The sequence below is a fragment of the Streptococcus sp. DAT741 genome (genome assembly GCF_009866825.1).
In the GTDB taxonomy this organism is placed as follows: Bacteria; Bacillota; Bacilli; order Lactobacillales; family Streptococcaceae; genus Streptococcus; species Streptococcus ruminantium.
The window spans coordinates 644,697-662,499 of record NZ_CP019557.1; the positions used below are offsets into that span (position 1 = coordinate 644,697).

18 protein-coding genes are annotated in these 17,803 nt (G+C 39.4%); 16 read left to right on the forward strand and 2 right to left on the reverse strand.

Annotation, left to right across the window (positions count from 1 at the left end; translation table 11 throughout):
* Nucleotides 1-31: 31 nt before the first annotated feature.
* The 5 genes from BZG42_RS03160 to BZG42_RS03180 all read left to right on the forward strand — a co-directional run bounded on the left by BZG42_RS03160 (nt 32) and on the right by BZG42_RS03180 (nt 4,749).
* Entirely contained in the window at nt 32-415 is a 384-nt protein-coding gene (locus tag BZG42_RS03160; RefSeq protein WP_155995325.1) for a PH domain-containing protein, read from the forward strand.
* Nucleotides 416-489: 74 nt separating this feature from the next.
* The gene (locus BZG42_RS03165) at nt 490-1,083 is read left to right on the forward strand and encodes a YitT family protein (RefSeq protein ID WP_155965894.1); all 594 of its coding nucleotides are present in this window, start codon (nt 490-492) and stop codon (nt 1,081-1,083) included.
* Between the two features lie 396 nt (nt 1,084-1,479).
* Nucleotides 1,480-3,030 (forward strand): DEAD/DEAH box helicase, encoded by a 1,551-nt coding sequence (locus BZG42_RS03170; RefSeq protein ID WP_155995326.1) that lies wholly within the window; start codon nt 1,480-1,482, stop codon nt 3,028-3,030.
* Nucleotides 3,031-3,468: 438 nt separating this feature from the next.
* Entirely contained in the window at nt 3,469-3,879 is a 411-nt protein-coding gene (locus BZG42_RS03175) for a GNAT family N-acetyltransferase (RefSeq protein WP_155995327.1), read from the forward strand.
* 258 nt (nt 3,880-4,137) lie between these two features.
* Entirely contained in the window at nt 4,138-4,749 is a 612-nt protein-coding gene (locus tag BZG42_RS03180) for an FMN-dependent NADH-azoreductase (protein ID WP_155969868.1), read from the forward strand.
* 68 nt (nt 4,750-4,817) lie between these two features.
* Here BZG42_RS03180 and BZG42_RS03185 read toward each other — a convergent pair whose 3' ends face one another.
* Together BZG42_RS03185 and BZG42_RS03190 are read right to left on the reverse strand one after the other, a co-directional pair.
* Entirely contained in the window at nt 4,818-5,090 is a 273-nt protein-coding gene (locus BZG42_RS03185) for a GIY-YIG nuclease family protein (protein WP_024533014.1), read from the reverse strand.
* Nucleotides 5,080-5,829 carry a tRNA1(Val) (adenine(37)-N6)-methyltransferase gene (locus BZG42_RS03190; protein WP_024533015.1) on the reverse strand — a complete coding sequence of 250 codons (750 nt, stop codon included), beginning with the start codon at nt 5,827-5,829 and terminating at the stop codon, nt 5,080-5,082. Before BZG42_RS03190 ends, BZG42_RS03185 begins: the two co-directional genes overlap by 11 nt.
* Before the next feature lie 894 nt (nt 5,830-6,723).
* On the opposite strand from BZG42_RS03190, the gene BZG42_RS03195 reads away from it, so the two are divergent.
* The 11 genes from BZG42_RS03195 to BZG42_RS03245 all read left to right on the forward strand — a co-directional run bounded on the left by BZG42_RS03195 (nt 6,724) and on the right by BZG42_RS03245 (nt 17,797).
* Nucleotides 6,724-7,824 carry a cystathionine gamma-synthase gene (locus tag BZG42_RS03195; protein ID WP_155962614.1) on the forward strand — a complete coding sequence of 367 codons (1,101 nt, stop codon included), beginning with the start codon at nt 6,724-6,726 and terminating at the stop codon, nt 7,822-7,824.
* Entirely contained in the window at nt 7,817-9,073 is a 1,257-nt protein-coding gene (locus BZG42_RS03200; RefSeq protein WP_155995328.1) for a MalY/PatB family protein, read from the forward strand. Before BZG42_RS03195 ends, BZG42_RS03200 begins: the two co-directional genes overlap by 8 nt.
* Nucleotides 9,074-9,322: 249 nt before the next feature.
* A complete protein-coding gene (locus BZG42_RS03205) occupies nt 9,323-10,939 on the forward strand; it encodes an alpha-glucosidase (protein ID WP_155995329.1) in 1,617 nt (538 codons plus the stop codon).
* Between the two features lie 79 nt (nt 10,940-11,018).
* Nucleotides 11,019-11,648 (forward strand): uracil phosphoribosyltransferase, encoded by a 630-nt coding sequence (upp, locus tag BZG42_RS03210; protein WP_024533020.1) that lies wholly within the window; start codon nt 11,019-11,021, stop codon nt 11,646-11,648.
* 257 nt (nt 11,649-11,905) lie between these two features.
* Entirely contained in the window at nt 11,906-12,496 is a 591-nt protein-coding gene (locus BZG42_RS03215) for an ATP-dependent Clp protease proteolytic subunit (protein ID WP_024533021.1), read from the forward strand.
* A gap of 137 nt (nt 12,497-12,633) precedes the next feature.
* Nucleotides 12,634-12,903 (forward strand): YlbG family protein, encoded by a 270-nt coding sequence (locus BZG42_RS03220; RefSeq protein WP_155995330.1) that lies wholly within the window; start codon nt 12,634-12,636, stop codon nt 12,901-12,903.
* 142 nt (nt 12,904-13,045) lie between these two features.
* Nucleotides 13,046-14,218 (forward strand): ABC transporter substrate-binding protein, encoded by a 1,173-nt coding sequence (locus tag BZG42_RS03225; RefSeq protein WP_155995331.1) that lies wholly within the window; start codon nt 13,046-13,048, stop codon nt 14,216-14,218.
* Nucleotides 14,219-14,485: 267 nt separating this feature from the next.
* Nucleotides 14,486-15,373 carry a branched-chain amino acid ABC transporter permease gene (locus BZG42_RS03230; RefSeq protein WP_024533024.1) on the forward strand — a complete coding sequence of 296 codons (888 nt, stop codon included), beginning with the start codon at nt 14,486-14,488 and terminating at the stop codon, nt 15,371-15,373.
* Between the two features lie 2 nt (nt 15,374-15,375).
* A complete protein-coding gene (locus BZG42_RS03235) occupies nt 15,376-16,323 on the forward strand; it encodes a branched-chain amino acid ABC transporter permease (RefSeq protein ID WP_155995332.1) in 948 nt (315 codons plus the stop codon).
* Nucleotides 16,323-17,087, forward strand: a complete 765-nt coding sequence (locus BZG42_RS03240) for an ABC transporter ATP-binding protein (RefSeq protein WP_024533026.1) — start codon at nt 16,323-16,325, stop codon at nt 17,085-17,087. The genes BZG42_RS03235 and BZG42_RS03240 overlap by 1 nt, the downstream gene beginning before the upstream one ends.
* Nucleotides 17,087-17,797 (forward strand): ABC transporter ATP-binding protein, encoded by a 711-nt coding sequence (locus BZG42_RS03245; protein ID WP_024533027.1) that lies wholly within the window; start codon nt 17,087-17,089, stop codon nt 17,795-17,797. The genes BZG42_RS03240 and BZG42_RS03245 overlap by 1 nt, the downstream gene beginning before the upstream one ends.
* Nucleotides 17,798-17,803: the final 6 nt, after the last annotated feature.

A 17,803-nucleotide genomic window follows, 5' to 3' on the forward strand; every position in this document is an offset into this window, starting at 1 on the left:
TACTATTAGAAAACGAAGAAGGAGTGCATATATGGGTTTATTCTCGGGTTTACTGGGTAATGCCTCTCAGGTCGAAAATGATAAGATTGAGCGTGAACTGGAGCATATTCTATTGGATGAAGAACAGGTGGATATGGCGTTCAGTTTGGTAAGAGACCTAATCGTTTTTACAGCCTATCGCTTGATTCTGGTTGACAAACAAGGTTTATCTGGTAAAAAAGTATCCTATAAATCGATTCCTTATCCTTCCATTTCTCGTTTTACGATTGAAACTTCAGGCTATTTTGATTTGGATGCTGAACTAAAAATCTGGATTTCATCTGCTACAGAACCTGCTGAAGTCCTTCAATTTAAGAGTGATAAAAGTGTTATTGCTATTCAGAAGGCTCTAGCGGCAGCAGTTTTGGGAAGATAGGAAGAAGTAGAAAGTAGTTAGCTGCTTTCTACTTTTTTGATATACTAAGGTGGATTATCTGTTGAGGAGAATATATGTCAGAGATAAAATTGAGAGATTGTTTATTGATTTGTTTTGGAGCGGTTCTATATGCTCTCGTATTAAATATGCTCATTATTCCTCATGAATTTGGAGAAGGTGGCATTACTGGAGTTACTCTATTGTTGTATTATATGGCAGGGATAGAGACAAGCTTATCCAGTTTTGTTTTGAATGGTATTTTGATTATTTTAGCTTATCGTTTTTTGAGCAAGCTGACGGTTTTCTATACCTTCTTAGCGGTAGCGGTCATGTCCTTGACCATGCATTATACAACGTTTCTGCAAGCACAATGGCTACCGTTGGTTCCTTCTGCTTGTCTAGCGGGACTGGTGACAGGGCTATCTATGGCTCTAGTCATTTATGGGAATGGTTCAACAGCAGGTAGCGATATTATTGCCCTACTCTGCAATAAATATTTCAATTGGAAGATTTCTACGGTTATTCTTTTATTTGATCTTCTTGTTGTGACACCACTTTTCTTTAGAATAGGCCTTGTAAAAACCTTTTGGACTGTGGTGATGGTGGTTATCATCAGCAAGAGTTTGGAGTGGTTTTTGCAAAAATTGAAGCAAGCGGATATGTTATAAAAGAGAAGGTCTTCATACTAGAGGATTAGAATCTCTTTGAAGATGAAGTCTTTTGGATTTTACATTGAAAACATGGATATTTTAATGAAAACGTATTATTTAACCTTATTAAGATAAATACCTATCTTAATTTCCAGTTTGTGTTATACTAAAGGAGTTGCAAATTTACTGTCAGTGGTTCGACCCTGACAATCTTGTTACAAAAAAAGTTAGATAAGGTAGCTTCGTACTGCCTTGTAAAAGAAAGGAAATGCGTTAAGTATTTTAGTTGGGTTCATCGAGATTATACTTGAATCTACACTAAAAATAGTATGAAAAAAGTAGATACTAACACCTATAGAATGGGCATCGGTCTTCTCTTTTCATTTTGTTTTCTTAACGAATTTGGTATTATAATTGAAATTTACAGAATTACAGTTGTCGGAAGACATTTTACTCGCTGTTGAAAAGGCAGGTTTTGAAACGCCGTCACCTATTCAGGAACAGACGATTCCTCTCGCGTTGGAAGGAAAGGATGTTATTGGACAAGCTCAGACAGGTACTGGTAAAACCGCAGCTTTTGGTTTACCGACTCTCAATAAGATTGATACAAATAATCAAGCCATACAGGCACTTGTCATCGCGCCAACACGTGAGTTGGCTGTGCAGAGTCAGGAAGAATTATTTAAATTCGGACGTGAAAAAGGAGTGAAGGTACGCTCTGTTTACGGTGGTTCAAGCATTGAAAAACAAATCAAGGCTCTTCGTTCAGGCGCTCATATTGTTGTCGGTACACCAGGTCGTTTGTTGGATCTCATCAAACGCAAGGCCTTGAGATTAGAAGGCGTTGAGACGCTTATCCTTGATGAAGCAGATGAAATGCTCAATATGGGCTTCCTAGATGATATTGAGGCTATTATTGAGCGGGTACCAGTCACTCGTCAGACTTTGTTGTTCTCAGCAACTATGCCAGAACCAATCAAACGTATCGGTGTTAAGTTCATGAAAGAACCTGAGCATGTTAAGATTGCGGCTAAGGAACTAACGACAGAGTTGGTAGATCAGTACTATATTCGTGTTAAAGAACATGAAAAATTTGATACGATGACCCGTCTGATGGATGTTGAACAACCAGAATTATCCATCGTTTTTGGTCGTACAAAGCGTCGTGTAGATGAGTTGACACGTGGGCTGAAATTGCGTGGTTTCCGTGCAGAAGGAATCCATGGAGATTTAGATCAAGGCAAACGTCTCCGTGTTCTTCGTGACTTTAAAAATGATAATTTGGATGTGCTCGTTGCAACAGATGTTGCAGCACGTGGTCTAGATATTTCAGGAGTGACCCATGTCTACAACTACGACATTCCGCAAGATCCAGAAAGTTATGTGCATCGTATCGGTCGTACAGGTCGTGCAGGTCAATCAGGTCAGTCAATTACCTTTGTCTCACCAAATGAGATGGGCTACCTAGCCATTATCGAAAATTTGACAAAGAAACGCATGAAAGGGCTCAAACCAGCAACTGCACAGGAAGCCTTTGAAGCCAAGAAAAAGGTTGCTCTCAAGAAGATTGAACGTGAGATGGCTGATGAGACCATTCGTAGTAACTTTGATAAGTTCAAGAAAGATGCAATTCAGTTAGCAGCAGAATTTACTCCAGAAGAATTGGCGCTTTATATCCTGTCCCTGACTGTTCAAGATCCAGAAAGCTTGCCAGAAGTAGAAATTGCGCGTGAAAAGCCATTACCATTTAAATTTGCCCCAGGGCAAGTCAAGGGTAAAGGGGGACGTAGCGGACGTGATCGTGGTCGCCGTGATGGAGATCGTGGTGGACACCGTGGTGACCGCAACCGTCGTGATGATAAGTTTAGACGCGATAATCGTCGGCAAGATAATAAGAAACCACACCAGCGTACTTCAAGCGAGAAGAAAACAGGCTTTGTGATTCGCAATAAGGGCGAAAGATAAAGCATTTTATTACATTATTCAATCAGATCACAAGTAGTGGTCTGATTTTTTGTAAAGGATTTGGAAATACTGAAAAATTGCTAGATATGACGGGTATTTGATACGATGTCTTTCAGAGCATAGAAAATGTATCAGTTGTTTCACTCTCTTCTGATATAGGGCTTGAACGAAGATGGTGATAAACACCAAGTATTTATCGGATAATCAGGTAGCTTCCATACGATTATTTACTAAAAAAAGAATGTTGGATTACAATGATGTTATAGATTTCTGTACTTGCCTTGCTTGTTTTTACTTTTATCGTTATTTCCAAAATGTTTTGTGATGGAAGTTTAGTTTGTTATACTATGATTAGTGGAACAAGGAGGTAACACCATGGGTATTTTGACAATGGAAAAAGTCTTTGTATTCTAAAATTTGAACACAAAGGAGAACATCATGATTACTTATAAACAAAATCCTCAGCTTGATTTTCAAGCTATCTTAGAACTGTACGCCTCTGTTGGCTGGACAAATTATACATCTTGTCCAGAAATGTTAAAACAAGCCTTGGAAAAAAGTCTTTTTCTCTTAGTTGCCTTTGATGGCGATCGTTTAGCTGGCTTATTGCGAGCTGTTGGTGATGGATATTCCATTATTTTTATCCAAGATATTCTAGTAGCACCAACCTACCAGCGCCAAGGGATTGGTCGAACACTCTTGAAGCAGACACTGTCCCATTTTCCAGATGTTTACCAACTTCATCTCTTGACCGGTAATGAGGAAAAGACCAAGTCTTTCTATGAAGCACTTGGTTTTACAGAGGTGGGAGATTTGGATTGTGTCGCCTACACTTACTTTAAAAAGTAGGTGTTAAATGTAGAAAAGTACTTGAAGGTTTCAGAACAGTCTCTCAGCCATCACTGAATTTTTTATAAATGTTGATAAATCAATATTTCTGAGAGTTTCTCTTTTGGGACAAAAATAAAAAAATTGAAAATCTTGTTCAAAATAAACTTTTTCTTCCATCTGGGAGATTGGTTCCGTTTTTTACTTTGAGCAGATGAGTTGAAATTCAAAACAGATAGGATATAATACTTTTATCAATTATTAGTGAGGAGAAAAGACATGGCAACTCTATTGGTTGTAAAAGCTCATCCTCTTGACAGTCAAAAGTCCTATGCTTTGCGGGCTATGGAGGAGTTTCAAGTACGTTATGCCAATTTGCATCCTGAGGATGAAATAGAAATAGTGGATGTCTTTGAAGACAAGATACCTGTTTTGGATAAATCCTTGTTGGAAGCCATGACAGCCACTAAAAAAGGGATGGAAATCAGCTCAGAACAGGAAAGATGCTTAGAACACTACAATGCATTTACTCAGCAGTTTTTAAAAGCAGATAAGATTGTTATTGCCAATCCTCTCTGGAATCTCAATGTTCCTAGTCAGTTGGTATCCTGGATCAATACAATCAATGTGGCTGGTTTGACCTTCAAGTATGGACCAGAAGGTGCGATTGGCTTAGTGAAGGATAAAAAACTCTTACATATCCAGTCCAATGGCGGTGTCTATGCAGGTCAGGATCCTGCTGCCCAGTACATCAAGTCCATTTTTGAATTCCTCGGTTTTAAGGATCTGTATCAAGTCTTTATTGAGGGACAATCTGCCAATCCAGATCAAGCTCAGGCAATCTTTGACGAGGCGCTGGCTGAGATTGATAACATTTTAAAACTATTTTAAAAAATCAACCTTGCTCCAGATGAACAACCTCCAAGTGTTAGATTTTGTATCTAGTTTTTGGAGGTCATTCAAGTGGAACGAGGTTGTTTTATCATTTCTGCGATATAATCTAATTTACTTTGACGACTGCGTTTTTTAAAGAGAGCTTCGGCAGACATGGCTTCCTGCTTACTGTTAAAAGCTTCTTGATAGAGCAAGGTCACGGGTAAACGTCCGCGAGTGTACTTGGCTCCTTTACCGCGATTATGTGTCGCAATCCGCTTTTCCACGTTAGTCGTATAGCCTGTATAAAGACTTCCATCAGAGCACTCTAAAACATAAAAATAGGCTTTATTTTCCATAGTAAATCTCATGAATGGCAGGAGTGTAGTCGCCATTTTCCTCGTGGACAACCAGAGGTGGCAGGATTCGGAAACCATCAACTGCTCCATCCTTGATGGCCTCAATCAGGAGCATGTTAGCCTCTTTGCTAGCCTTAGGATAGACAAATTGAACACGTTTGGGCGCTAGTTTGTATTTTCTCAGTGTGTCTAAAATATCTAAAAATCGATCTGGTCTGTGAACCATGGCCAGGCGACCATTAGATTTGAGTACTTGCTGAGCAACGTGACAGATACTATCTAAATTGGTTGCAATCTCGTGCCTAGCTAGTAGGTAATGTTCGCTGTCATTGAGATTTGAAGTTTCGTCTACTTTGAAATAAGGAGGATTGCAGAGGATTAAATCCACCTTAGAACGTGGAATGTGATGGGTGAGATTGGCCAAATCATCATTGATGACTGATACCTGTTTTTCCAAATGATTGAGCAGGATAGACCGACGGTTCATGTCTGCTAAACGTTTTTGCAACTCTACTTGGATAATCTGTGCCTTTGTACGCGTTGATGCGAAGAGTCCAACTGCACCATTTCCACTACAAAGGTCAACAACAATACCTCTTTGTACGGGCATTTTGGGAAAGCGAGACAAAAGAACACTATCAACCGAGTAGCTAAAAACCTCACGATTTTGAATAATTTGTACATCTGTAGAGAAGAGCTGGTCAATTCGCTCTCCTTCATATAACTTTATTGTTTGCATGATACTATTATACCATCTTGTACACTATCTGTCTGTCCAATGTGATGAGAGAAGCTGGTATGGAGTTAAGAAAGATGGGAGATAGAACTCTGGATAGTGAGAGTGAATTTTTCTAAAACCTTCTATCAGAATACATAGGTGAGAAATTCTATCCAAATTCCTAAATTTAACAGAACGACACAGAGCCAAATTTTTCAATTTTCTTTGATATTTGACCTCTTACTTTAGAAAGCTTGATAGATGGTAAAGGGGAGAGGACAGATGAATAGGATAGTCCAGATGGATATACCTTTTCTTAAATACAGACTGAGATTAGTCAATAGAAAAAGAATCGTTTCATAAAAACTCAAACTTCGATAACATTTCTTATTACTTTCTCTAAACATAGGAATCTTCATTTTCCAAGTCAGTGAGACACTATCACATGGGATCCAGACTGCTCATCTTAAAAGGCGTAAATAGCTTACCAGCAAAATAAGCCCTATATGGAAGATAAAACCATACTTGGATAGCTCTTTTTCATCTTTATAAAAGAAGGCTCGGTAGGCATGGGTAAGTAGGATGGGGATAATCAAGATATCAAACCATAGATATTTTTTGTCAGAAAATGCACTTGATATGGGAAGGAGAAAAAGACTCCAAAAAAGAAATTGATAAAAATGAGAATAGCGGTAAAAGCGTCTATTAAATGAGAATTTCATAGGGTTCACCTCCTGAAATTATTATACAGAATCGCTGATAGCAAGTAAAGCAAGTATATGTAGTTTGTCTCAGTTAGGTATAGGAAATAACTATAACGGAGAAGGATAATTTTCTATAAGTCATTTAAGATATTTTCATCAAAAAATGAGCATTTTCATGCTAGACTAGAAACAAAGCAAAGGGGGATTTGTTATGATAGATTATAATTTGGATACGATTTTAGCCCATGCAGGCATTAACAATGATGAGAAAACAGGAGCACTTGTTTCTCCAATCCATCTATCTACCACCTACCAGCATCCTGAGTTTGGTCGGTCTACGGGGTTCGACTATACCCGAACCAAGAATCCGACCAGAACTAGTCTAGAAAAAACATTAGCAGCTATTGAAAAGGCTGACTATGCTATAGTGACTAGCTCTGGTATGGCTGCTTTAGTGTTACTATTTAATGGTTTTCCGGTGGGAAGTCACATTATTGCAGCCCGTGATCTTTATGGAGGTAGTTTTCGCTGGTTCAGTGAGCAAGAAAGTCTAGGGAGATTTCAGTTTACCTATGTCAATGACGAAGAAGAACTACTTGCTGCTATCACTAATCAGACGGATTATGTTTTCCTGGAGACACCAACCAATCCACTCATGGTAGAATTTGATATTGCAAAGATTTCGGCTATCGCCCATACCAAGGGTGCCAAGGTGATAGTTGATAACACCTTTTACAGTCCTATTTACCAAAATCCACTGATTCTGGGAGCAGATGTTGTTCTTCATTCTGCAACCAAGTACCTATCGGGGCATAATGATGTTCTGGCTGGGGTGCTTATGACAAATGATCAGATCCTTTATGACAGACTCTTCTATGATCAAAATACAACAGGTCCGACCTTGTCACCACTGGATGCTTATCTATTGATGCGTGGTTTGAAAACCCTATCTCTTCGCATGGAAAGAGCAACTCAGAATGCTCAGAAAATTGCTGCCTATCTAGAAACCAACTCAGCAGTGAAACAAGTTTATTACACCGGTAAAGGAGGAATGATTTCGTTCAAAGTGGTTGATGAAAGCAAGATTCCCCATATATTGAATAATCTACAAGTTTTCACTTTCGCAGAAAGTTTGGGAGGAGTGGAAAGTCTTATTACCTATCCTGCTACTCAGACCCACGTAGATATTCCAGTAGCAACCAGGCATTCTTACGGCTTGACAGATGACCTACTTCGTCTGTCTATTGGTATCGAGGATGTTAATGATTTGATTGCTGATCTGAGAGTCGCCTTGGAGGGAGAAGATGAATAGATATGATTTTACTCGTAGACCCAATCGCCTCAATCATCATGCTGAAAAGTGGAAAAAGACGGAAGGAGATTCGGAACTCTTGCCCTTGTGGGTAGCCGATATGGACTTTGAGCCTTTACCAGAAATTCGTCAGATTATCCGTGACTACGCAGATCAGCACATTTTTGGATATTCTTATGCTAGTGATAGCCTATATCAGTCAATTATTGATTGGGAGAATAAGCAGCATGGCTATAAGGTTACTAGAGAGTCTATTCTTCTTGTCGGGGGAGTCGTTCCTGCTCTGTCGATTGCTATTCAAGCACTGACCAAGGAGGGAGAGGCTGTTCTGATTAACACTCCAGTTTATCCACCATTCGCCCGTACGGTTAGGTTAAATAATCGTCATTTAGTGACAAATTCGCTCAAGCTTGAACAGGGGAGATTTGTAATTGATTTGGAAAAATTGGAGCGCGACATTGTAGAAAATAATGTTAAACTTTATATTTTTTGTAATCCCCATAATCCAGGTGGTCGGGTTTGGACGAAAGAAGAAGTTCTAGCCATTGGGCAATTGTGTCACAGGTATGGTGTTCTACTTGTCTCAGATGAAATTCATCAAGATTTAATCTTATATGATCATCGACACCGTTCGTTTAATACAGTTAATGAAGCTTTTAAGGATTTTTCTATCATTCTATCGTCTGCCACTAAGACCTTTAACATTGCTGGAACAAAGAACAGTTTTGCTATTATTGAAAATCCGGTCATTCGCAAAGCTTTCTACAAACGACAACTAGCCAACAATCAGCATGAAATTCCAACTATCGGCCTCTTGGCTACGGAGACGGCCTTTCGATATGGAGACGATTGGTTAAAAGAGTTGAAAATAGTTCTTGAAACCAATATTGATTTTGTCGAAGAATACTTGAGGCGCCACACCAAGATTCAAATGATGAAGCCGCAAGGTACCTACTTAGTATGGTTGGATTTTTCAGCCTACGATTTAGATCATTCTGAGCTAATTGACCTCTTACAAAATCAGGCTAAATTGATTTTAAACGATGGACTCAGTTTCGGTAAGGAAGGAAGGTATCATGTTCGTCTCAACGTAGCTGCCCCATTTGAAACGATTAAAACTGCCTGTGAACGAATTGGGAAAGTTTTTGGGCAGGGTGTCCAAATGGATGGACTTTCAGATGATGAGCTACGATATAGGAATCAAACAAAGTCATCTAATATAAATATTATAACAAGAATCTCAAGATAAATATTTATTTTGAAAACACTATTACAACAGTTCATTTTGATTTGTATAAAAAAGCAAACATACTTAAAATTCTGATAAACAGAAAGTTACAGTTGTTTGCTTTTTATAATTTAAAAGGTAGAACCTTTGAAATTGCTGAAGTAGAAGAGAGAAAAATCACAACTATTGAGTTATAATATAAACATAATGGAAAGAGGAGGTTCCTCTTTTTCTTGCGTAAGTACACATTGTGTAGAAAGGACACGAATTATGTCAGAACAAGTAAAAACAGATTGGTGGAAAAAATCCGTTATCTATCAAATATACCCACGTAGTTTTCAGGACTCCAATGGAGATGGTATTGGAGATATTAGAGGTATAGTGGATCGTCTCGATTATCTGAGTGAGTTAGGAATTGATGCTATCTGGCTTAGTCCAGTTTATCAATCTCCCATGGATGATAATGGCTATGACATTAGCGATTATCAGGCTATCTCACCTGAATTTGGTACCACGGAAGATATGGAAGAGTTGATTGCGGAAGGGCATAAGCGCAACATAAAGATTGTGATGGACTTGGTACTCAATCATACTTCGGATGAACATTTCTGGTTTCAAGAGGCTCTCAAAGGACCGGAGAACCCTTATTACGACTACTATGTATGGGCAGATGAGCCAAATCAGCTTCGTTCAACATTTTCAGGCTCAGCATGGGAATATGTACCTCACTTGAATAAGTATTACTTACACCAATTTTCTGTCAAGCAGCCAGACTTAAATTGGACAAATCCTAATCTCAAGCAAGAAATCTGGGACATGATTAACTTCTGGATTGCTAAAGGAGTAGGAGGCTTTCGACTAGATGTGATTGATTTGATAGGGAAAGAGCCAGATAAGCTAATCACAGCAGACGGACCGACCCTTCATCCTCTTATCCAAGAATTGAATCAAAAAACATTCGGAGCTCATGATCTTGTAACAGTCGGTGAAACATGGAGTGCCAATCCTGCTAGTGCTCAGCTTTACTCGCATCCAGATAGAAATGAATTTTCCATGATTTTCCAGTTTGAACATGTCTGCCTTGATCAGCAAGAAGGAAAGGAAAAATGGGATTTGGCTCCCCTAGATCCTGTTCGATTGCATCGTGTTCTTTCAAAGTGGCAAACAGAATTGATTGGCAAGGGGTGGAATTCCCTTTTCTGGAATAACCATGACCTACCACGCGCCATTTCTCGTTTTGGTAACGATAGTCCAGAGTTTCGTGAGTTGAGTGGAAAGATGTTAGCTATCTATCTTCATTTCATGTCGGGAACACCATACATTTATCAAGGTGAAGAGATCGGTATGATAAACACACCAATTCAGGATATTTCTCAAGCAGATGATATAGAAACACGTAGGATGTATGCAGAGAGGATAGAGTTAGGCTATACTAAAGAAGAGCTACTACAGTCTATCAATGTTAAAGGACGGGATAATGCACGTAGGCCTATGCAGTGGACTTCAGAAGAAGGAGCCGGCTTTACAACTGGCAAAGCTTGGTTGGCTCTTAGCGATACAACTGAGGAAATCAATGTTACTAAGGCTCTGGCTGATAAAAATTCTCTTTTTTATACTTATCAAAAGCTCATCTCTCTTCGCAAGCAGTATCCATGTATGTCCGAAGGAAAGTACAAAATAATAGAAACTGGAAATAATGGAGTGATGGGGTACCGTAAGTATGATGAAGCAGATGATTTTATAATCCTAGCAAACTTTACCAGTGAACTCCAAGTTTGTGATGTGTCTGTAGAAGATTACTTTATCTTTATGGGCAATTATGAAAATGAGGAGTCTAGCGCAGGGTTGCAATTACGACCTTTTGAAGCTATTGTTTTTAAAAAATGATGGAATCTACCATATTCGCGAGCATTTTTCAGGAATTTTTGGTAAAATAGAAAAAACAAAAAAGAGAGGTTTTATCATCATGGGGAAATTCCAAGTCATCTCACACCCACTCATCCAACACAAGTTATCTATCCTTCGTCGATCAGTAACTTCAACTAAGGACTTTCGTGAGTTGGTTAATGAAATCGCAATGCTAATGGGGTACGAAGTGTTGCGTGACTTGCCACTTGAAGATGTGGAAATTGAAACACCGATCACAAAAACTGTTCAAAAACAAATTGCAGGTAAAAAGTTGGCTATTGTTCCAATCTTGCGTGCGGGTGTCGGCATGGTTGATGGTTTGCTTAGCTTGGTACCAGCAGCTAAAGTCGGCCATATCGGTATGTATCGCGATGAAGAAACCCTTCAACCGGTTGAGTACCTTGTAAAATTGCCTGAGGATATTGATCAACGTCATATTTTTGTCGTTGATCCGATGTTGGCAACAGGTGGTTCTGCCATCCTTGCAGTTGATTCATTGAAGAAGCGTGGCGCATCAAATATCAAGTTTGTAGCCCTAGTTTCTGCGCCAGAAGGGGTGAAAGCTCTTCAAGAAGCGCACCCAGATATTGATATTTATACAGCAGCCTTGGATGAAAAACTCAATGAAAAAGGCTATATTGTACCAGGACTTGGTGATGCAGGTGACCGTTTGTTTGGTACGAAATAATACCCTACAAAAATGGTGTACCATGATTCCAAATAGAGGTTCATTTAATAGGTTGAAAAGAGGCAGGACTTTATCTTGTATTTATTGATCCAACTCCATCTATTTTATCTGCAATCTCAATTTGTCTTTTCATTAAGCATCTATTTTAAGGAGAAATCAGCTGGTCTGGTTTCTTTTTTTCGTTTGTGTTTTTTATTTGACCATTTTTGACTATTTCTATATAATGAGTACAGAAAATCTCGAAAAGGAGTAATTTTATGATTCCAGTAGTTATTGAACAAACCAGTCGAGGTGAGCGTTCGTATGATATTTATTCTCGCTTGCTGAAAGACCGAATTATCATGTTGACAGGACCAGTTGAAGACAATATGGCAAACTCAGTCATTGCTCAGTTGCTTTTCCTCGATGCTCAAGACCCTACAAAGGATATTTATTTGTATGTGAACACCCCAGGTGGATCTGTGTCAGCAGGACTTGCTATTGTAGACACGATGAATTTTATCAAGGCAGATGTCCAAACAATTGTGATGGGAACTGCTGCAAGTATGGGAACTGTTATCGCATCAAGTGGTGCTAAGGGTAAGCGTTTTATGCTTCCAAATGCAGAGTATATGATTCACCAGCCAATGGGTGGTACTGGTGGCGGTACTCAGCAGACAGATATGGCCATTGCTGCAGAACATTTGCTGAAAACACGCAATAAATTAGAGAAAATCTTAGCTGATAATTCGGGTAAAACAGTGAAGCAAATCCACAAGGATGCAGAACGTGATTATTGGATGTCAGCAGAAGAAACCTTGGCCTATGGCTTTATTGACCAAATTATGGATCATGCAAAGGTAAAATAAATAGCAAAAAAGAACGGTGGCAATGTAGTGAGTTGCCTTCTATTTCTTCTCGGCTCCAACTCTTTCAGATAGTTGGAGCTTTTCATTTTCTAATGAAAACGGTATAATATGGAAAGAGAACTTTCAGAGGAGGAGCCATGTTTGAGAAGAAAAATCGTACTTGTTTAACTGTCTACTTACACTACAACCGTGATGCGCGTAAGCTTAATCAATATGGGGATATTGTTTATCATTCCAAGCGATTGCGATATGTCCTGGTCTATATGAATCAAGAGCAAGTAGAGGAAGCCATGTTTAAATTAAGTAAGGAGAGATTTGTGAAAAAGGTCCTACCTTCTTATATAAAAGATTTAGACCAAAACTTTGTTGGTAATCTATGGAGAGAAGAAGGACAAACTGTTGTATGATAGCTAGAATTAACAGGCATTCAGGTGCTTGTTAATTTTTTTGTTTCAAGTAGAAAAAAATTTTTCTTTTTTGTTGACAATTTTCAGATAATTCAGTATATTAGATACATCGTAAAATTTAAGAAAGATTTAAGGTGTTTTCATGAAAATAAGAAAATTTGTAGTGGCATTTGCTACAGTCGCTTCCACAGCTTTACTTGCCGCATGTGGTACTGTTTCGACAACCAATACCGCCACAAAAGGTGTATCGATTGGTGGTACATTCAAGATCGGGTACAATTTGGAATTGTCAGGATCAGTTTCTTCTTATGGTCAAACCGAGGAAAAAGGTGCCAACCTTGCTGTAAAAGAAATCAACGCAGCAGGCGGTATTGACGGGAAAAAGATAGAAGTCATCACCAAAGATAACAAATCTGAAACGGCTGAAGCAGCAACAGTAGCAACAAGCTTGGCAAGCGAAGGTGCAAATGTCGTGATTGGTGCAGCCACATCAGGAGCTTCTGCAGCTTCTATTCCAGCTTTGACTTCGGCGGGAGTACCGATGATTACCCCTTCAGGAACTCAGACCAACTTAGTTGTCAATGATAAAGGCGAAGTTCAAGATTATTTCTTCCGTGCAACTTTTACGGATGGATATCAAGGGCAGATTATGGCCAAGTATGCGACTGAAAATTTATCAGCTAAGAAGGTTGTTCTTTACTATGATAATTCATCTGACTATGGTAAAGGGGTAGCGGAAGCATTTAAGAAAGCTTATAGAGGAGAAATCGTCTCAGAAATCACATTTGCTTCTGGAGATAAGGATTTCCAAGCAGCTCTTACTAAATTGAAAGGCAAAGAGTTTGACACTATTATCATGCCTGGATACTACAATGAAACAGGTACAATCGTGAAGCAGGCGCGTGGTCTTGGCATTGACAAACCTATCCTTGGTTCAGACGGTTTTGATTCGCCACAATTTACAGAACTAGCGACAGCCTCAGCAGCTTCAAATGTTTACTACCTTTCAGCATTTGTAACATCAGCAAGCGAAAAAGCAAAAGCATTCTACGATGCTTATAAAAAAGAATACAACGAAGAGCCATCCATGTTCTCAGCTCTTGCTTATGATTCTGTTTACATGGCAGCAAAAGCTGCAAAAGGTGCTTCTGACTCGATAGCAGTAAAAGATAATCTTGCTAGCTTGAAAGATTTTGAAGGTGTGACAGGAACAATGTCAATCGATAAAGAACACAATGTTGTTAAATCCGTCTACGTTGTAGGTTTGACAAATGGTAAGCAAGCATCTGTTGATACTATTTCTGTTGACAAATAGAGAACAAGCAAAAAGAGGGTGCACCCTCTTTTTGCTTTGTACAATTACTATGTTACATGGAAATCAATAGGCTAGGTGTTACTTGAGCTAACTTCCTAGATCTGTTTTCTCGTTTATTTTAGATTTTTATCCAGTATTTGTTTGACTAAATAAATCATCTTTTAAATATTAGAAAAATTCTATTTAGCTTGCCTATTTTCAGAAAATTTTGTATAATGTAATAATGCTTATAGAGCTTGAAAAATAGTTAGAAAGATTGGTGAACCTATGCTTCAACAACTTGTCAATGGTTTGATTCTTGGTTCTGTTTATGCCCTTTTAGCCCTTGGTTATACCATGGTGTACGGAATTATCAAACTCATTAACTTCGCCCATGGAGATCTTTATATGATGGGTGCCTTTATGGGATATTTCCTATTAAATCATTTAACTTTTATTGCAGATGGAGGGATACGTTTCTTCGTAGCACTTATTCTTGCTATGTTGGGAACAGCTATTCTTGGTGTCTTTATTGAGTTTTTGGCCTATCGTCCTTTGCGTAATTCAACGCGTATTGCAGCCTTGATTACAGCTATTGGTGTGTCCTTCTTTCTAGAGTACACGATGATTAAGTTCTTTACAGCAGATGTTAAGGCTTTCCCTCAAGCGATTGAGGCTGTAACCTTTCAGTTGGGGCCGATTTCTATCACGAATATCCAGTTGATTATTCTTGGAGTATCGCTTGCTTTAATGGTAGCTCTGCAACTGATTGTGAAACGAACTAAAATGGGAAAAGCCATGCGTGCTGTTTCAGTGGATAGCGATGCGGCGCAGCTCATGGGAATCAATGTAAACCGTACAATTAGCTTTACATTTGCACTTGGTTCTGCACTTGCTGGTGCAGCCGGTGTCCTTCTTGGCCTTTACTATAACCAAATCGAACCACTCATGGGGATGACACCTGGTCTTAAGGCCTTTGTGGCGGCTGTATTGGGGGGAATTGGTATTATTCCAGGTGCAGCACTTGGCGGATTTGTTATCGGAATTATCGAAACCCTCACTTATGTGATTAGTTTGGATACATTCCGTGATGCGGTTGTATATACTGTCTTGATTATCATCCTCTTGGTACGTCCGAGTGGTATCCTTGGTAAGAACGTGAAAGAGAAGGTGTAGACATGAAGCAACATCTTAAAGTTAATGCGATTTGGTTGGCTATCTTGCTAGCTGGTTTTGGTCTTATTCAGGGCCTTGTATCCGCAGGAATTCTGAACTTTTACTATATCCAGATTGTTCAACAAATCGGTATTCAAATTATTCTGGCAGTCGGCTTGAACTTGATCGTTGGTTTCTCAGGTCAATTTTCGCTTGGTCATGCTGGTTTTATGGCTATCGGTGCCTATGTAGTAGCTATTCTTGGTAAAATGATGCCATCTTATGGTGGATTTGCTATTGCTTTGATTATTGGTATGTTTATCGCAGGCGCAGTAGCTCTTTTGGTTGGCATTCCAACTCTTCGCTTGAAGGGGGACTATCTTGCTATTGCGACACTTGGCGTTGCAGAAATTATCCGGATCCTGATCATCAATGGTGGTCCTTTGACAAATGGTGCAGCAGGGATTACCTCAATCCCACTCTTTACGAGTTGGCCTATGGTTTATATTTTCGTCATTGTTACAACCCTGCTGACGGTAAACTTTTTACGTAGTCCGATGGGACGTGTGACGATTTCTGTTCGCGAAGATGAGATTGCGGCAGAGTCAGTTGGTGTCAATCCTACGTTTGTGAAAGTTTCGGCTTTTGTATTTGGAGCGATGACGGCAGCTATTGCCGGTGGTCTTCATGCAGGTTATGTTGGAACAATCGTTCCAAAGGATTTTGCCTTCATGACATCTGTTAATGTTTTGATTATCATTGTATTGGGTGGGTTAGGGTCAATCACTGGTACGTTTGTAGCGGCGATTGTTCTTGGAATTTTGAATGTACTTCTCAAGAGTTACTCAGATATTTCTATGATTATCTATTCGCTGGCACTCATTCTCTTGATGATTTTCCGTCCAGGTGGTCTTCTGGGAACGAAAGAATTTAGTATGGCAGCTTTGTTTAAGAAGAAGGAGGTTAAGTAATGGCCTTGCTTGAAGTAAAAAATTTAACCAAAAACTTCGGTGGATTGACAGCTGTTGGTGATGTGACCATGGAACTTCATGAAGGGGAGCTGGTTGGTCTTATTGGACCAAACGGTGCTGGTAAAACAACCCTTTTCAACCTTTTAACGGGTGTTTATGAGCCAAGTGAAGGTAGTATCACACTTGCGGGTACTCTCTTGAATGGTAAAGCCCCTTCGAAAATTGCTTCACTGGGACTTGGTCGCACATTCCAAAATATTCGCTTGTTCAAAAATATGACCGTCTTGGAAAATGTTTTGATCGGTCTCAGCAATCATGGCAAAGCTAAAATCTTTGCAAGTTTCTTCCGCCTACCAGCATTTTATAGAAACGAAGAAACCTTGAAAACAAAAGCTATTGAACTTTTAAAAATCTTTGATTTGGATAGTGATGCGGATACGCTAGCAAAAAATCTTCCTTACGGACAACAACGCCGCTTGGAAATCGTTCGTGCCCTTGCGACCGAACCGAAAATTCTCTTCTTAGATGAGCCAGCGGCGGGTATGAATCCACAGGAAACGACAGAATTGACTCAACTTATCCGTAAAATCAAAGAAGAGTTCAATATCACCATTATGCTAATTGAACACGATATGAGCTTGGTTATGGAAGTGACAGAGCGTATCTATGTCTTAGAATATGGTCGTTTGATCGCCCATGGAACACCTGAGGAAGTCCGTAGCGATAAGCGTGTTATTGAAGCATACCTTGGAGGTGAGGCCTAATGCCAATGTTGAAAGTTGAAAATCTATCGGTACATTATGGTGTCATTGAGGCGGTTAAAAATGTATCATTTGAAGTTAACGAAGGAGAAGTAGTGACGTTGATCGGTGCCAATGGTGCTGGTAAAACCTCAATCCTTCGTACGATTTCTGGTCTTGTTCGCCCATCGTTAGGGACAATTTCATTTCTTGGAAACGAAATACAAAAAATTCCTGCTCGTAAAATTGTGGCAGATGGATTATCGCAAGTTCCAGAAGGTCGCCATATTTTTTCTGGGTTGACCGTTATGGAAAACCTAGAAATGGGTGCCTTCCTCCGAAATAACCGTGAGGAAAATCAAGCTAACTTGAAGAAGATTTTTTCCCGTTTTCCACGTTTGGAAGAGCGTAAAAATCAAGATGCAGCTACTCTTTCAGGTGGTGAACAACAGATGTTGGCAATGGGGCGTGCCCTGATGAGTCAGCCCAAACTCCTACTTCTTGATGAACCATCTATGGGGCTGGCCCCAATTTTCATTCAAGAAATCTTTGACATCATCCAAGACATTCAAAAGCAAGGTACAACAGTACTCTTGATTGAGCAGAATGCTAATAAAGCTCTCGCTATTGCAGATCGCGGCTATGTCTTGGAAACAGGGAAAATCGTCCTCACAGGAACAGGAAAAGAACTTCTCACCTCAGAAGAAGTCAAGAAGGCTTATCTGGGTGGTTAAAACAGC

Excerpts from the sequence above, each read along its gene's own strand:
- BZG42_RS03160 (WP_155995325.1), top strand. The coding sequence starts at position 32 with ATGGGTTTATTCTCGGGTTTACTGGGTAATGCCTCTCAGGTCGAAAAT.
- BZG42_RS03165 (WP_155965894.1), top strand. The coding sequence starts at position 490 with ATGTCAGAGATAAAATTGAGAGATTGTTTATTGATTTGTTTTGGAGCG.
- BZG42_RS03175 (WP_155995327.1), top strand. The coding sequence starts at position 3,469 with ATGATTACTTATAAACAAAATCCTCAGCTTGATTTTCAAGCTATCTTA.
- BZG42_RS03180 (WP_155969868.1), top strand. The coding sequence starts at position 4,138 with ATGGCAACTCTATTGGTTGTAAAAGCTCATCCTCTTGACAGTCAAAAG.
- BZG42_RS03185 (WP_024533014.1), bottom strand. The coding sequence starts at position 5,090 with ATGGAAAATAAAGCCTATTTTTATGTTTTAGAGTGCTCTGATGGAAGT.
- BZG42_RS03190 (WP_024533015.1), bottom strand. The coding sequence starts at position 5,829 with ATGCAAACAATAAAGTTATATGAAGGAGAGCGAATTGACCAGCTCTTC.
- BZG42_RS03195 (WP_155962614.1), top strand. The coding sequence starts at position 6,724 with ATGATAGATTATAATTTGGATACGATTTTAGCCCATGCAGGCATTAAC.
- BZG42_RS03200 (WP_155995328.1), top strand. The coding sequence starts at position 7,817 with ATGAATAGATATGATTTTACTCGTAGACCCAATCGCCTCAATCATCAT.
- BZG42_RS03205 (WP_155995329.1), top strand. The coding sequence starts at position 9,323 with ATGTCAGAACAAGTAAAAACAGATTGGTGGAAAAAATCCGTTATCTAT.
- upp (WP_024533020.1), top strand. The coding sequence starts at position 11,019 with ATGGGGAAATTCCAAGTCATCTCACACCCACTCATCCAACACAAGTTA.
- BZG42_RS03215 (WP_024533021.1), top strand. The coding sequence starts at position 11,906 with ATGATTCCAGTAGTTATTGAACAAACCAGTCGAGGTGAGCGTTCGTAT.
- BZG42_RS03220 (WP_155995330.1), top strand. The coding sequence starts at position 12,634 with ATGTTTGAGAAGAAAAATCGTACTTGTTTAACTGTCTACTTACACTAC.
- BZG42_RS03225 (WP_155995331.1), top strand. The coding sequence starts at position 13,046 with ATGAAAATAAGAAAATTTGTAGTGGCATTTGCTACAGTCGCTTCCACA.
- BZG42_RS03230 (WP_024533024.1), top strand. The coding sequence starts at position 14,486 with ATGCTTCAACAACTTGTCAATGGTTTGATTCTTGGTTCTGTTTATGCC.
- BZG42_RS03235 (WP_155995332.1), top strand. The coding sequence starts at position 15,376 with ATGAAGCAACATCTTAAAGTTAATGCGATTTGGTTGGCTATCTTGCTA.
- BZG42_RS03240 (WP_024533026.1), top strand. The coding sequence starts at position 16,323 with ATGGCCTTGCTTGAAGTAAAAAATTTAACCAAAAACTTCGGTGGATTG.
- BZG42_RS03245 (WP_024533027.1), top strand. The coding sequence starts at position 17,087 with ATGCCAATGTTGAAAGTTGAAAATCTATCGGTACATTATGGTGTCATT.